This window comes from Cytobacillus sp. NJ13 (assembly GCA_030348385.1).
In the GTDB taxonomy this organism is placed as follows: Bacteria; Bacillota; Bacilli; order Bacillales; family Cytobacillaceae; genus Cytobacillus.
On the sequence record JAUCFP010000006.1, the window covers coordinates 4,090,563 to 4,104,256 of the forward strand.

Genomic DNA, 13,694 nt, shown 5'->3' on the forward strand with positions numbered 1-13,694 from the left:
AGAATGAAAGAGGAACGCAAACGTATTCTGAAAATGGTCGAGGATGGGAAGCTTACTGTTGACGAAGCTTTAACCCTGCTGGAGCAGCTTGAAAAAACAAATCAGACGATGGAACAGAAGCAGGAGGATTTAATTAAGGAGCTATCTGCTGAGGTTAAGTTTGAAGAAGCTAAAAAGGGTGAGCCATACAGCTCCAAGCATCAAAGTGCCAAGGAAAAAATTATTGATTTTGTAGATTCAGCATTTAAGAAAGTGAAGGATCTGGATCTTGATTTTAATTTTGGGAAAAGTGTTGAGATCTCTCATATATTTCAGCATGCAGACGCATACTTAAAAGATCTGGACATTGATGTTGCCAATGGGACAGTCAAGGTGATTCCATGGGAGCAAAATGATGTCCGAGTTGAATGCAAAGCTAAGGTCTATCGTGTGGATAATCAGGATGAAGCACGCAGAAATTTCCTGAAGGATGTTATTTTTGCCATTGAAGGACAAAGGCTGAGATTTTCCACTCAGCAAAAGTGGATGAAGCTTGAAGCGGTCATCTATATTCCAAGGTCTGAATATGAAAATGTGAAAATCCGCATGTTTAATGGCCCGATTGAAAGTCAAAACTTAACAGTGGAAAACTTTAAAGCGAAAACGGCCAATGGAAAGATTACGGTTAGTGATTTAAACAGTAAAAATGTTGAGGCTGAGACAGCAAATGGGCAGATTACCATTCAAAAAAGCCGAATCGATCATGTAGAAGCCGAAACGTTAAATGGTGCAATTCTGGCTGAAGGAGACTTCAAAAAAGCCGAACTCCAATCTTTTAATGGCAATGTAACATGCAGGGCAGAAAATGAACGCTGCGAATGGATCGAAGCGAAGGCAGCAACAGGCAGCATCGACTTGTTTGTTCCGGATTTCGCTGCTGTCAGCGGAGAGCTTCGCACCAATCTGGGCAGTTTCCACCCTGATATTGAGGGTATTGAAGTAATAGAAGAAAAGAGCGAAGTAATCCAGAAAATGCTGCGCTTTAAGTCTGTTAAAGAAAGCGGCAGCGGACTTAAGCTGCGGGCTGACTCAAAGACTGGTGCGATCACGATTAAGCGGTCAACAGCCTGGTAAATTCGCAGCAGACAAAATTCGCTTCTCTGATAGGAGGGCTTCTTAATGAATAAATTGGTTCGCTCCCGCAGTAATCGGAAATTAGCGGGAGTATTGGGTGGCTTATCAAAAGCGATCGGTATAGATCCTGCCATACTCAGGGTGATTTTCATTGTTTTATTATTTACAACAGGCGTTTTCCCAATGACACTAATATATGCTTTGCTTGTGTTCGTGCTTCCGAATGAAGAGGTGCTGTAAGAAATGAGATGGATTCTGGGTATTTTGATTAATGCGGTCCTATTTGTAGCGATCGCCGGCTTTTTTAAGGATTCGTTTTACTTGTCGGGATTTGGGGCTGCCATCGGTGCCAGCTTCATGCTTTCCATCCTGAACGTTCTTGTGAAACCAATCCTGATTATATTAACTTTGCCCGTCACTATTTTAACGCTCGGTCTGTTTTTGTTCGTCATCAATGCTGTTACGTTAATGATTACAGATGGCTTTATGGGGGATTCATTTGAAATTGCCGGGTTTGGCACCGCGATTCTTGTGTCTGTGATTATGTCAATTGTTAATCTGATCATTCAAAAAGCGATCCTTGAACCGGCGAGGGAAAAGTAAATGCGTTAAAAAGCCAGCACCCGTGTTGATGCTGGCTTTTTGCTATTCAATGATGGTGGCATTAAAGCCGTCCTTTTGCAGATTCCCGGCAAGTTTCTCGGCAAGCTGCTTTTCTGAAAATGCAACTTGAACTTTATATTGTTTGATTTTATCATTCTTTCTTAAGCCGTATTGTTCGGCGATTGCTTTTACAATGGCTTGTGCACAGCGTTTTCGATAGAGAGGGGTTCGGAGAAGGGAAGCTTCTTCTTTATTGGTCATAAACCCGCATTCTACAAGTACTGCAGTCATTTTTGTCTCACGTAGAACCTGGAAATCAGCTGTTTTGACTCCCCGGTCCCGCAAGCCTGTCGCGCTGATTAAGTTTCGCTGTATTTTTTGGGCTAATGCTAACGCTTCCCGGGGTTTGGAAGGGTAGACATATGTTTCAATTCCGCCTGCACTGTTCCATCCGCCGGTTCCGTAAGCATTGGCATGGATGGACACATAGCAGTCCACGTTATGTTTATTTGCCAGCGCGGTCCTTTCAGCAAGCGGTATGTCCCGTTCATCGGAATGGGCAAAGAAAACCTCCGTGTTTTGATACTTTTCCAGCATCTCCTTTGACAGGTCTGCGACAGCACGGTTGAATTCATATTCTCTCATGCCGTCAGGGCTTCGTTTGCCGGAGGTGCTATATCCATGCCCGGCATCCAATATGATTTTCATCTGATCGCTCCTTTCATATAAAAAAATATTCTCATTATATATAATATGGACAGACCGTCCAAAAGGACATGGTAAAATGAAAATAGGAGAAAACCCTAATGGGCTTTCTCCTATTTTGCAGCGCGCTGCATCGTATGAACGAATTTATAGCGGTCTGCGCGGTATGCTGATTTAACAAGCTCAAAAGGCGTGCCGTCCTCTAAAAAGGAAGTTCGGACAATAAGCAGTACAGGTGACCCAGGTTCGACCTGCAAGTGGTTTACTTCCGTTTCCTTAGCGATGGAGGCTTCAATTTGCTGTGTTGCTTCACTGATGGTCAGGGACAATTTTTCTTCAATATGCTGGTAAAGTGACTTGTTGATGATTTCTTCCGTAAGCCCTTTAACGAGATTAGCAGGTAGGCAGGTGGTTTCCAGCGCCATTGGCAGATTATCTGCCATCCGCACCCGTTTAATTTCATAAACAGGTGTGTTTTCTTTTATATCAAGCTTTCTCGCCAGCTGCGGCTCGGCCGGGATGATTTCAAATGAAATTAGACGGCTGCTCGGCACCATGCCGCGCTCTTTCATATCTTCAGTAAAGCTGGTCAATCCCTGAAGCTTTTGTTCGACCTTTTGCTTGTTGACGAAAGTTCCGCGTCCTTTTTGCCTGTATAGATAGCCATCGTTGACGAGGTTGTTTAATGCCTGTCTGACTGTCATGCGGCTAATCTGGTATTGCTCAGAATACTCGCGCTCTGAAGGGATGGCTTCATCAGGGTTTAATATGCCGTTTTCAATTAATTGTTTAATATACTCTTCCAATTGGTGATATATCGGGATGGGTGATTGCTTATCGATCATGGGAATTCTCCTATCACTATTAGTAGTGCTCATCGATCCTTACTGACAAGACTGAGTGCTTCTTCATCGGCAATGATTGTCACATTCGCATGCAGCTTCAAAGCTGATGCGGGAAACTGTTCATCAGGCTCTCCATAAACCAGTTGTTTGAGGGCTTCTGCCTTGGCAGAACCTGAAGCGAGCAGGATGATTTCCCGGCTATCAAGAATCGAAGCGATTCCCATTGTAATCGCCTGGGCCGGAACGTCTTCAATAGAGCTGAAAAATCTTGCGTTAGCCTTACGTGTACTTTCCGCCAGGTCCACGACATGTGTTCGGCTGTGAAAAGACGTGCATGGTTCATTGAAGCCGATATGTCCGTTGCGTCCAATTCCCAGCAGCTGCAGATCGATATCGACAAGATCCTTGATCAGCTGCTCATACCGTTCGCATTCCTGTGACATATCTTCTGCTGCTCCATTGGGAAGGTGCGTGTTTACAAGCCGGATGTCAAGATGATCAAATAGTTCACTATTCATGAAATGCCTGTAGCTATTAAGGTCGGAAGGTGGCAAGCCGATATATTCATCTAAATTAATCGTCGTGATTTTTTCATAAGAAGTGCCATTTTTTTGATGATCTTTAATTAGTTCGGCATAAACTCCTTTTGGTGTGCTGCCGGTTGCAAGCCCTAATGTCATATCCGGCTGCTGCCGGATTTTTTCAATCATCAGCTGAGCTGATTTTTGACTCATATCGTTATAATCGGCTGTCCGAATGATTTTCAAGGTCTTTTCACCTCACGTTCAAAGGCTTTGACGCCTCTGCAGAAAGTCATGGCAACCTCAAGGTTTTCATCGAGCACAACCAGGTCGGCATCCTTTCCTTTCGAAATGCTGCCTTTCCGGTCAAACATTTTGAGCTGTCTGGCCGGGTTGCTGCTCGCAAGCTGGACAGCTTCAGACAGCTGAATATCAGTAAAATCAATCATATTTTTTATGGAATCTTTCATTTTTAAAATGCTTCCAGCCAGTGTGCCGTCAGCAAGCAGTGCCTGGCCATTTTCAACCTTTACATCCTGTCCGCCAAGATCATAATGGCCATTTTTCAGGCATTTTGCTCTCATGGAATCCGTTATCAGAATCATCCCATCCGGCCCCTTGGCGTTCAGTGCAAGCTTGATCATCTCAGGCCGGACATGGATTCCATCGGCAATCATTTCAACTATCAATTCTTTGAATAAAAGCGAAGCGCCGGCTACTCCAGGTTCACGGTGATGCAAGCCTCTCATTCCGTTAAAAAGGTGAGTAACCTGCTTAGCTCCCGCCTGAACAGCTTTCTCCATTTCTGTATAAATGGCATCGCTATGGCCGATTGAAGGGACAACACCGTTTTCACTTAAGTAGCGGATAAATTCATAGCCATTTGCTTTCTCAGGTGCAAGTGTAATCAGCTTGATGGTCCCATTTGCTGCTTCCTGCCAGCGCTTAAAAAGTTCGATATCAGGCTCGAGTATATGATTCCTCGGCTGGGCTCCGCCTCTTACTTCATTAATAAACGGGCCCTCCAGGTGGATGCCGATTACTTCAGCCTGGCCAGGAGTATTTTGTTCTTTTTGAAAGTGAGCTGCATTGACCAGCGCTGCTTCTATTTTTTCCTTTTCCTGTGTGATGGTCGTGGCCAGGAAGCTGGTCGTCCCTTCTTCAGGCAAAACACTGGCCATCGTGTTTAGTGCTTCAAATGTTGCATCCATTGTATCGGCACCGCCAGCGCCGTGAATGTGAACATCAATAAACCCCGGACTGATTGTATGCTCAGGGGAAAGTTCTATGATTTCTGTATCCTGGCCTATGGCAGGAAGCTCCTCCAATGTTCCAGTTTTTAAGATTCGGTCTTTTTCTATTAGAATAAACCCTTGGTCGATCATGCTGTTTTCCAGAATAATTCTAGCGTTTTTCAGTAATAGACGGCTCATTTTCAGTTCATCTCCGTTTGAATGATACTTTTATTATAAAAGGTTTGTGTTTAGATGTCTATACCAGTTGAAATATTTAACTCTATCTGGAATTTTGGTCTATACAACTAAAATAGGATAGAAGGCGGGTGGACGCTTTCTATCCTATTAATTTGAGTTTCAAGGTAAATTCATACAATATATATCATTATTTAGTATGATATTCCGCAATGGCTTCCCGTAAATAGCCATTATGCTTTTCCAGAAGCCTGGCAGCTGCTTCACCTTTTAATCCTGTTAAAACTTGAAGAATCGCAGCCTTTGTATTATGGTTTTGTTCTTTGAGAGCGGCCTGGGCTTCCTCATCAGATGCACCTGTAGCCATTTTGACGATATTTTCAGCACGTTTAAACAGCTTCTCATTTGTCATCTGCACATCCACCATCAGATTGCCGTATACTTTTCCCAATTTGATCATGGAAGCTGTTGTTAACATGTTCAGGACGAGCTTTTGTGCAGTGCCTGCTTTCATTCTTGTAGAGCCTGTAACCACTTCTGGACCTGTGATAGGTGCAATCGTATATTTAGCGATTCTCCCCATTTCTGAGTCCTTGGTGCAGGCTACAGCTACAGTAACGGCACCGACTTCATTTCCATATTGAAGAGCTCCGATCGTATACGGCGTACGGCCGCTCGCTGCAATGCCGACAAGCACATCCTTGTCCGATAATTGAATATCAGCGACATCCTGGCGTCCCTGTTTACTGTTATCCTCTGCTCCTTCAACTGCCTCGGTCATAGCTTCCTTGCCGCCGGCGATAATGCCGACAACCATTTCCGGGTCAGTACCATAAGTTGGCGGACATTCTGAAGCATCGATAATGCCAAGGCGTCCTGAGGTGCCAGCTCCAACGTAAATCAAGCGGCCTCCTTTTTTAAAACTATCCGTAATTTCATCCACCACTTTTACAATGTGAGGGATTTCTCTTGCAATGGCATTAGGAACAATCGTATCTTCCTGGTTTATGATTGTAATAATTTCTTCGGTTGTCATTAAATCTATTTCCATTGTTTTTGGGTTCCGCTGCTCGGTATTTAGCTTTGTAATATTCATTGTTAATCCCTCACTATTAATTGAAATTTAGTTCCTGCCTTGATCTGTTCAAGTAGCGGCAGATCCTCGTCCATAACTCTTGCGATCACATTCACGCGTTCATCCCGGGGCAGATCTGCTAAAGTAATCTGCATCTCGCCTGCGTAGCGGCCGTATAGGATATTATCAACTGTGACACTGCCTTTTTTACGTTCCAGCTGGTTCATAGGTTCCCATTTATTTGATCCCTGTCCAGCATATGACCTTGATTCCACTGACCTTATAACATCCCGGGCAGGATCCATCCGATTTGTATGAGGTTTGCTATAAAGCTCCTCATAGATTTGTCCGCCAGTCAGCTCGATTCGGAGAGGCACAGCACCCTCAGCGATTTTCGCCAGTTGTGCAAGAGTCCCGTCTTTTACTGAATGGTCACCGATCAGCACCTTGTCTGTATTGCAGCTGTTCATCAATTCAGCTGCCGCAGCAGCGGGTGAACAGCCCCGGTGTTTCTCAAGTGTAGGAAGCCCTGCAAAAATGGGCCCGCGAAGTTCAGCGTCACCAGGCACAAACGCCATGGTGGTTATCCCCATGCTTTTAAGGAACCGATTTCGCTCTATAAAAAAGTCTTTATCCAAACCCGTTTCAGGCCGCGGATAAAAATTATGCCAGGCTTCAACATTATGGGCGTTTAAGCCCAGTTCCATCCACTCCTGCAGTTCTTCAGCAGAGATAGTACTCGCATTGATTCCAAGTTTCATTTTTTTAGAGAGTTCAACAATCTGCTCAGAAGTAAAGCCGTAGTCTGCCCGGATTCCGGAGAGACCCCATTCAAGAAGAGTATCGGTCGATTCCCAGTCCAATCCCAGATGGTCCAATGATTGAGGGGAAACGTCGGCGAGGAGTTCCATTTGATGCTGCTTTGCAAGAGCACCGAGGTTCTGAAGCAATTGTTTATATGTGCTGTGGTCATCTTCGGGAATATGGAGGGAAGTGAAGATGGATGTGAGGCCGTGAGAAGCCGCCCGTTCAATCCATTTTGCATTTTGAAGCTGGCGCTCTTCTGAAAGATATACTGATATTCCAAGCATCATGGTCACCCCTATAAGTCTGAATTTTTCAAAAACGTGATCTCATAAGTAAAGAAGGAGGAATGCTCCTCCTTCTCCTAAATTAGAAAATATAAAATCTTGAACATAGATAACTGTCTAGCGCAAGCAGCCTACCCCCTCGAGGTGTCGGGGGTGGACAAGGCGCTTCCGCTTTTCTATATGTTTTTAGCCATTTCCTCTTTGAATCCGAACAACCATGTGAACAGGAATCCAAATGCATAGGCGATTAATAGGCCGATCAGATACAGTACGATTTGATTTGTGTGAACGAGGAAGGCAAGCGGTATGCCGGAAACCCCGATGGCTACTGTAGCAATCTTGAAGAACGCCTGGAAAGCACCGCCGACAGCAGCTCCGAGACACGCTGTCAGGAAAGGACGCCCCAGCGGCAGGGTAACCCCGAAAATAAGCGGTTCACCAATACCGAGCATTCCAACCGGAAGTCCGCCTTTAATCACTTTCTTCAGACGGGCATTTTTTGTTTTGAAGTAGATGGCGAATGCCGCACCTACCTGGCCGGCACCACCCATTGCCAGGATTGGCAGCAGCGGATCGTCGCCAATTGAGTTGATCAATTCCATATGAACTGGAGTTAAACCTTGATGCAGCCCAGTTACAACAAGCGGAAGGAAGGTTCCGGCAAGTACTAAGCCAGCCAGGATTCCGCCAACATCTAGAACGCCAAGCAGACCTTTTGTGATAATGTCAGAAAGGAATCCGCCAACAGGCTGCAGGACAAAGAATGTCGCAAAGCCTGTAATTAATAATGCCAGTGTCGGTGTTACGATAATATCGATTGCTGACGGGACGACTTTGCGGATTCTTTTTTCCAAAAAGGCCACAAGCGCAGCAGCGAGCATGACTCCAATCAGGCCGCCACGGCCTGGCACCAACGCTTCACCGAAGAGAGTTATATTGGCAAGGCCTGGGTTGATTAATAGAATACCAGCCGCACCGCCCAGAGCAGGAGACCCTCCAAACTCCTTCGCTGTGTTAATACCTACAAACACGCCAAGGTAACCGAATAAACCCCAGCCAATCAGATCAAGCATTTGAACGAGCGTGGATTCCGGATCTCCGCCTGATTTGATGATTACATTATTGATCCCTGCAATCAAACCGGAAGCAACGATAGCTGGAATCAGCGGGATAAAGATACTTGCAATTTTTCTTAAAAATAACTTGAAAGGAGTAGCGTTTTTCTCATTGAGTCCGGCTTTCGTCCGGGCTGCCAGTCCTTCCAATGAAGTGTCAATCTCTTCGTCCTCATCATCAACGGATGAAACATTTTTGCCTGTCATCCTGGAAACTTCGTCAGCAACCTTGGTGACGATCCCAGGTCCGAGGATGATTTGGAGTGTTTCTGCTTCCACCACACCCATAACGCCATCAATATCCTTAATGCCATTCAGGTTGACTTTGCTTTCATCGACCGGCTTCACGCGAAGGCGGGTCATGCAGGAGGCCAGTTCCGCGATATTGCCGGTGCCGCCCAACTGCTCCGTAATCTCTTTCGCCAAGCGTTCTTCTTTACGCATGAGTTTTTCCCCCTCTTTTTTAAAAAAATGAATGAACGTAATAAAAGCTAAAAAATGTAAATGAATTCGCTTACATAATCATATTACCAAGGTTTAGTATAGTTGTCTATACCATCTGAATATTTTTATAAAAGGCATATCATCATATTTATACGCAGAACATCCCGGAAAATTGTCCCTATCGAGAAGGATTAAGCATATGGGCCTAGTGTTAATTTTGTAAAAATCGTTTTCAGAAATTTGGTTCTGCGTTAAAAAGTGCTAAAATAGAGTGAAACTTCAGAGTGAATTTTTTAGAAATTATAAGTTACATATAAAGAGATCATCCAGAAGTGCCAGCATTAAAGGAGGAACCTATTTTGGTAAAAGTGCGCACAAAAGATATTATAGAAAAATTTGGGCTCGAATTGATTGCCGGAGAGGAAGGCATTAACCGGCCGATTACGACGAGTGATATTTCCCGTCCAGGGCTGGAGATGGCTGGTTATTTTGATTACTATCCGGCTGAACGTATTCAATTGGTCGGAAAAACCGAGCTGTCTTTCGTTGAAAAGTTAAATAATTCCGAGCGGGAGATCCGGCTTGAACGGCTCTGTACAGACATTACACCCGGCATAATCGTCACAAGAGGACTGGATATACCTGACGAACTGATTGAAGCGGCAGAGAGAGAATCGGTTCCGCTGCTCCGCTCCAAACAGAAAACGACCCGTTTTTCCAGTTTGCTGACCAACTTTTTGGAAAGCAAGCTTGCTCCAACCACGGCAGTGCATGGCGTCCTTGTCGATATTTATGGGGTAGGGGTACTGATAACTGGAAAAAGCGGAGTTGGTAAGAGCGAGACGGCGCTTGAGCTTGTAAAGCGGGGACACCGCCTTGTTGCGGATGACTGCGTGGAGATCAGGCAGGAAGATGAAGATTACCTGGTCGGAAACTCACCGGAATTGATCGAACATCTGCTTGAAATCCGCGGCCTCGGCATTATCAATGTCATGACCCTGTTTGGTGCTGGAGCAGTCCGCAGCTATAAGAAAATCTCTGTGGTCATGAATTTGGAGCTGTGGGATCCGAAAAAGCAGTACGACCGTCTTGGCCTTGATGAAGAAAAGATGAAAATCATCGATACAGAAGTTACAAAGCTGACCATTCCGGTAAGACCCGGACGAAACCTGGCTGTCATCATTGAAGTAGCTGCCATGAACTTCCGCTTAAAGAGAATGGGGATGAATGCAGCGGAACAGTTCACGAACCGCCTGTCGGATGTGATTGAGGACGGAGACCATGATGATCGTTAAAGAGGGCAAAACACTTTCAATCAAACGTTTGATTGAAAGCTGATAAACCTGACTAGCTTTAAAATAGAAGAATATTAGATAACAGTCTAGCTCCAGGTGCCATCGGCTCGAGGTCATAAGCCGATAAGCGGGCGCCTTGCGCTTTTCTAGAGAAGGAGAAGTGATCATGGAAAAAAATATTCAGCCGTTAGATCCGATTGCTATATCCCTTGGACCGATTCAGGTCCACTGGTACGGCCTGATTATCGGTGCTGGCATTGCACTGGCTCTCATAATCGCGATGAGAGAAGGGGAGAGAAGGGGACTCCCTAAGGATATCTTTGCCGATTTGATGCTGTGGGCCATTCCCATTGCGATTATTTCCGCAAGAATTTATTACGTTATTTTTCAATGGGATTTTTACTCGCAGAATCCGGGTGAAATCATCAAAATATGGAATGGAGGAATTGCCATTCATGGAGCCTTGATTGGTTCTGTCATCACAGCTTATGTTTTTGCAAAGAAAAGGAAGATATCGTTCTGGAAGCTGGCCGATATTGCAGCGCCAAGCATCATTTTGGGGCAGGCAATCGGGCGCTGGGGCAACTTCATGAACCAGGAGGCTCATGGCAGGGAAGTCAGCCGGGCATTCCTGGAAAATATGTATTTGCCTGAATTTATCATTGACCAGATGTATATTAACGGAGCCTATTATCATCCGACGTTTTTATATGAATCAATTTGGAATATCATTGGATTTATCATCCTTATATTATTAAGAAGAGTAAACTTAAGGCGCGGGGAACTTTTCCTCTCGTATGTAATCTGGTATTCGATCGGCCGTTTCTTCGTAGAAGGCCTGCGGACCGACAGCCTGATGCTTACTGAGAATTTAAGGATTGCTCAGACGATATCTATCGTTCTTATTATTGTGGCGCTAGTACTGATTTTTTATAGAAGAGCAGAGGGTCTTGCCAAAGCTCGTTATTTGGATAAAGCCGAGGGGAAATAACGGACAGGGGAGAGTAAAGATGCTGGTTGAATCTTGCAAACGGGGGCTGATGGCCGGCTTAAAGACAACATGGACACTCGGGAAAGTCATATTCCCGGTCACGCTGATTGTGGCACTGCTTCAGCATACGCCAGTGCTTCCATGGGTTATCAAGCTGATCACGCCCCTTATGAATCTGATTGGGCTGTCAGGAGATGCAGCCATACCGCTTGTATTGGGTAATTTCTTAAATTTGTATGCAGGGATTGGAGCCATTTTAACGCTCGATCTCACGGTAAAAGAAGTATTTATTATTGCCGTCATGCTGTCTTTTTCACATAATATGCTGATTGAAACGGGAGTGGCATTGAAGGTCGGCGTTAAGCTGTGGGTCGTTCTTGCAGTACGCATCGGCCTGGCGCTTTTAAGCGCGATTGTCATCAACCTTGTTTGGCATGGCGGATCCGAAACTGCTAAGTACGGATTTATTCCGGCAAAAGAAGAGCAGGCATCCGGGGCATTGCCAATCCTGCTGGATGCACTGCAGACTGCTTTGCTCGGTATTCTCCAGCTTGCCATCATCGTCATTCCGCTGATGATTATTATTCAGATCTTAAAAGATAAGCAATGGCTTGCTGTTTTTTCAAAATGGATGGCGCCTGTGACAAGGGCACTTGGAATGAAAGAAAATACATCTACAACCCTTGCAGCCGGATTGCTGATTGGCCTTGCCTATGGGGCGGGCGTCATGATTCAGGCAGTAGAGGAAGATGGCGTCAGCAAAAAAGATGTAACGATCGCATTTATTTTCCTCGTTGCCTGCCACGCAGTCGTTGAAGATACTTTGATTTTTGTGCCGCTTGGCATTCCGGTATTACCGCTTCTGCTGATCCGCCTGGGAGTGGCAATTATCCTGACATTGGCGGTGGCAGCGATCTGGAAGCGTGCTGATCTGGCAAAAAGAAAGGAAGCAACATATGAGCATTAACACACTATTATTTGACTTAGATGGAACATTAATCGACACAAACGAATTGATTATTTCCTCGTTTTTGCATACGCTGGGAAAGTATTATCCTGAGAGCTATCAGCGGGAAGATGTTCTCCCATTCATGGGGCCAACCCTGCATGAAACATTCGAGTCCATCAACCCGGAAAAAGTGGAGGAGATGATCTCGGTTTACCGGGAGTACAATATTAAAAACCACGACGTGCTTGTGAAGGAATTTGCTGGCGTATTTGAAACGGTTCGGACTTTAAAAGAATCGGGATATAAACTGGGCATTGTTACGACGAAAGTTTCCAATGTAGTTGAAAAGGGCTTAAAGCTGACGAATCTTGACCAGTTTTTCGACGTGGTTGTCACGCTCGACCACGTGGATAAGCCAAAGCCCGATCCGGAGCCAATCTTGAAGGCATTGAGCCTGCTGGATGCGAAACCTGAAGAAGCAATTATGGTCGGCGATAATTCGCACGATATCGATGGCGGAAAAAATGCAGGCACGAAAACGGCTGGAGTTGCCTGGACAGCGAAAGGCCGTGAATTCCTCGCGCACTTTGAACCAGATTATATGCTGGACAATATGGCTGACCTGCTCGATATTCTTGAGGCAGAAAACAAATGAGAAAAACGGAGCGTTTTCCGGTAGAGGGAGGCAATTCTCTCTGGCATGTGTATAAAACGGTTCCGTTCTTGAAGGTGGTCAAAAACTTTATTGTGATCCAGCTTGCGCGCTACACGCCATTTCTGGGCATGAAAAATTGGCTCTATCGTAATTTCCTGAGAATGAAGGTTGGGGATCAGACATCATTCGCACTCATGGTTATGCTGGATGTCATGTTCCCTGAAAAAATAAGTGTCGGCCGCAACACGGTCATAGGATACAACACTACGATTCTCGCCCATGAATATCTGATTAAGGAATATCGCCTCGGCAGGGTTGAAATTGGCAGCGAAGTCATGATTGGCGCCAATTCAACCATTCTTCCCGGCGTCACGATCGGAGATGGTGCGATTGTTTCAGCTGGAACGCTTGTCCATAAAGATGTCCCGCCTGGAGCTTTTGTTGGCGGCAATCCGATGCGTGTCATCTATACAAAGGAAGAACTTGCCGCACGCTGGGCGGATGATCCAATATATGGTGTAAATAAAGACAAAACTCCGCTTGCTTAGGCTGGCGGGGTTTTTTTATTATTGTGTGAGATGTTGGATAGATTCCAAAAGATGCTAGATGTATTTAGATGAAAGTCTTTAACTTAAATAACCTTTCCAAAATAGTACAAACTATAAGAAAGCTCCTTTTTAAAAGGCTGTTTTCGCAAGGTTTGTTGCTTTTTGTATATTATTTGCTGAGTTGATTGCAGCGGAAGGTGCGAGACTCCTGCGGGAGTATCGGGACAGGTGAGACCCCGCAGACGCGGAGCGTCGAGGAGGCTCAACGCCCGCCCCGCGGAAAGCGAGCAGCCTGGAGCGGAAATCAACGGACA

Annotated in this window: 15 protein-coding genes; 8 read left to right on the forward strand and 7 right to left on the reverse strand. The window is 45.2% G+C overall.

What is annotated here, in order from left to right; all coding sequences use genetic code 11:
* Positions 1-3: 3 nt before the first annotated feature.
* The 3 genes from QUF73_20225 to QUF73_20235 are packed head-to-tail and all read left to right on the forward strand — an operon-like array spanning position 4 to position 1,716.
* Positions 4-1,113: a DUF4097 domain-containing protein gene (locus QUF73_20225; protein MDM5228457.1), complete on the forward strand. Its 1,110-nt coding sequence runs from the start codon at positions 4-6 to the stop codon at positions 1,111-1,113.
* Positions 1,114-1,158: 45 nt separating this feature from the next.
* Positions 1,159-1,353, forward strand: coding sequence for a PspC domain-containing protein (locus tag QUF73_20230; GenBank protein MDM5228458.1), 195 nt, complete (start codon positions 1,159-1,161; stop codon positions 1,351-1,353).
* A gap of 3 nt (positions 1,354-1,356) precedes the next feature.
* Positions 1,357-1,716, forward strand: a complete 360-nt coding sequence (locus tag QUF73_20235; protein ID MDM5228459.1) for a phage holin family protein — start codon at positions 1,357-1,359, stop codon at positions 1,714-1,716.
* Positions 1,717-1,758: 42 nt separating this feature from the next.
* On the opposite strand, the gene QUF73_20240 is transcribed toward QUF73_20235, so the two are convergent.
* From QUF73_20240 to QUF73_20270, 7 genes are all read right to left on the reverse strand, one after another.
* Positions 1,759-2,424 (reverse strand): N-acetylmuramoyl-L-alanine amidase, encoded by a 666-nt coding sequence (locus QUF73_20240; GenBank protein MDM5228460.1) that lies wholly within the window; start codon positions 2,422-2,424, stop codon positions 1,759-1,761.
* A 110-nt stretch (positions 2,425-2,534) separates the two neighbouring features.
* Complete coding sequence (locus QUF73_20245) at positions 2,535-3,266, reverse strand: GntR family transcriptional regulator (GenBank protein MDM5228461.1); 732 nt, start codon at positions 3,264-3,266, stop codon at positions 2,535-2,537.
* Between the two features lie 29 nt (positions 3,267-3,295).
* On the reverse strand, positions 3,296-4,033 hold the full coding sequence (nagB, locus tag QUF73_20250) for a glucosamine-6-phosphate deaminase (protein MDM5228462.1): 738 nt from the start codon (positions 4,031-4,033) through the stop codon (positions 3,296-3,298).
* Positions 4,030-5,220, reverse strand: coding sequence for an N-acetylglucosamine-6-phosphate deacetylase (nagA, locus tag QUF73_20255; GenBank protein MDM5228463.1), 1,191 nt, complete (start codon positions 5,218-5,220; stop codon positions 4,030-4,032). The genes nagB and nagA overlap by 4 nt, the downstream gene beginning before the upstream one ends.
* A 187-nt stretch (positions 5,221-5,407) precedes the next feature.
* Positions 5,408-6,313 carry an N-acetylmuramic acid 6-phosphate etherase gene (murQ, locus tag QUF73_20260; GenBank protein MDM5228464.1) on the reverse strand — a complete coding sequence of 302 codons (906 nt, stop codon included), beginning with the start codon at positions 6,311-6,313 and terminating at the stop codon, positions 5,408-5,410.
* 2 nt (positions 6,314-6,315) lie between these two features.
* Positions 6,316-7,383 (reverse strand): MupG family TIM beta-alpha barrel fold protein, encoded by a 1,068-nt coding sequence (locus tag QUF73_20265; GenBank protein ID MDM5228465.1) that lies wholly within the window; start codon positions 7,381-7,383, stop codon positions 6,316-6,318.
* A 176-nt stretch (positions 7,384-7,559) separates the two neighbouring features.
* Positions 7,560-8,942: a PTS transporter subunit EIIC gene (locus QUF73_20270; GenBank protein MDM5228466.1), complete on the reverse strand. Its 1,383-nt coding sequence runs from the start codon at positions 8,940-8,942 to the stop codon at positions 7,560-7,562.
* Between the two features lie 359 nt (positions 8,943-9,301).
* Between QUF73_20270 and hprK the strand changes: the two genes are divergently transcribed.
* From hprK to QUF73_20295, 5 genes are all read left to right on the forward strand, one after another.
* Positions 9,302-10,237, forward strand: coding sequence for an HPr(Ser) kinase/phosphatase (gene hprK / locus QUF73_20275; protein MDM5228467.1), 936 nt, complete (start codon positions 9,302-9,304; stop codon positions 10,235-10,237).
* 166 nt (positions 10,238-10,403) lie between these two features.
* Positions 10,404-11,228 carry a prolipoprotein diacylglyceryl transferase gene (lgt, locus tag QUF73_20280; protein MDM5228468.1) on the forward strand — a complete coding sequence of 275 codons (825 nt, stop codon included), beginning with the start codon at positions 10,404-10,406 and terminating at the stop codon, positions 11,226-11,228.
* A gap of 19 nt (positions 11,229-11,247) precedes the next feature.
* Complete coding sequence (locus QUF73_20285) at positions 11,248-12,195, forward strand: nucleoside recognition domain-containing protein (protein ID MDM5228469.1); 948 nt, start codon at positions 11,248-11,250, stop codon at positions 12,193-12,195.
* Entirely contained in the window at positions 12,185-12,832 is a 648-nt protein-coding gene (gene ppaX, locus QUF73_20290; GenBank protein MDM5228470.1) for a pyrophosphatase PpaX, read from the forward strand. Before QUF73_20285 ends, ppaX begins: the two co-directional genes overlap by 11 nt.
* Positions 12,829-13,380 (forward strand): acyltransferase, encoded by a 552-nt coding sequence (locus QUF73_20295; GenBank protein MDM5228471.1) that lies wholly within the window; start codon positions 12,829-12,831, stop codon positions 13,378-13,380. The genes ppaX and QUF73_20295 overlap by 4 nt, the downstream gene beginning before the upstream one ends.
* Positions 13,381-13,694 lie beyond the last annotated feature (314 nt).

What these genes read in the sequence shown, in the direction of transcription:
- QUF73_20225 (MDM5228457.1), top strand. Translation starts at nt 4, where the DNA reads ATGAAAGAGGAACGCAAACGTATTCTGAAAATGGTCGAGGATGGGAAG.
- QUF73_20230 (MDM5228458.1), top strand. Translation starts at nt 1,159, where the DNA reads ATGAATAAATTGGTTCGCTCCCGCAGTAATCGGAAATTAGCGGGAGTA.
- QUF73_20235 (MDM5228459.1), top strand. Translation starts at nt 1,357, where the DNA reads ATGAGATGGATTCTGGGTATTTTGATTAATGCGGTCCTATTTGTAGCG.
- QUF73_20240 (MDM5228460.1), bottom strand. Translation starts at nt 2,424, where the DNA reads ATGAAAATCATATTGGATGCCGGGCATGGATATAGCACCTCCGGCAAA.
- QUF73_20245 (MDM5228461.1), bottom strand. Translation starts at nt 3,266, where the DNA reads ATGATCGATAAGCAATCACCCATCCCGATATATCACCAATTGGAAGAG.
- nagA (MDM5228463.1), bottom strand. Translation starts at nt 5,220, where the DNA reads ATGAGCCGTCTATTACTGAAAAACGCTAGAATTATTCTGGAAAACAGC.
- murQ (MDM5228464.1), bottom strand. Translation starts at nt 6,313, where the DNA reads ATGAATATTACAAAGCTAAATACCGAGCAGCGGAACCCAAAAACAATG.
- QUF73_20265 (MDM5228465.1), bottom strand. Translation starts at nt 7,383, where the DNA reads ATGCTTGGAATATCAGTATATCTTTCAGAAGAGCGCCAGCTTCAAAAT.
- QUF73_20270 (MDM5228466.1), bottom strand. Translation starts at nt 8,942, where the DNA reads ATGCGTAAAGAAGAACGCTTGGCGAAAGAGATTACGGAGCAGTTGGGC.
- lgt (MDM5228468.1), top strand. Translation starts at nt 10,404, where the DNA reads ATGGAAAAAAATATTCAGCCGTTAGATCCGATTGCTATATCCCTTGGA.
- QUF73_20285 (MDM5228469.1), top strand. Translation starts at nt 11,248, where the DNA reads ATGCTGGTTGAATCTTGCAAACGGGGGCTGATGGCCGGCTTAAAGACA.
- ppaX (MDM5228470.1), top strand. Translation starts at nt 12,185, where the DNA reads ATGAGCATTAACACACTATTATTTGACTTAGATGGAACATTAATCGAC.
- QUF73_20295 (MDM5228471.1), top strand. Translation starts at nt 12,829, where the DNA reads ATGAGAAAAACGGAGCGTTTTCCGGTAGAGGGAGGCAATTCTCTCTGG.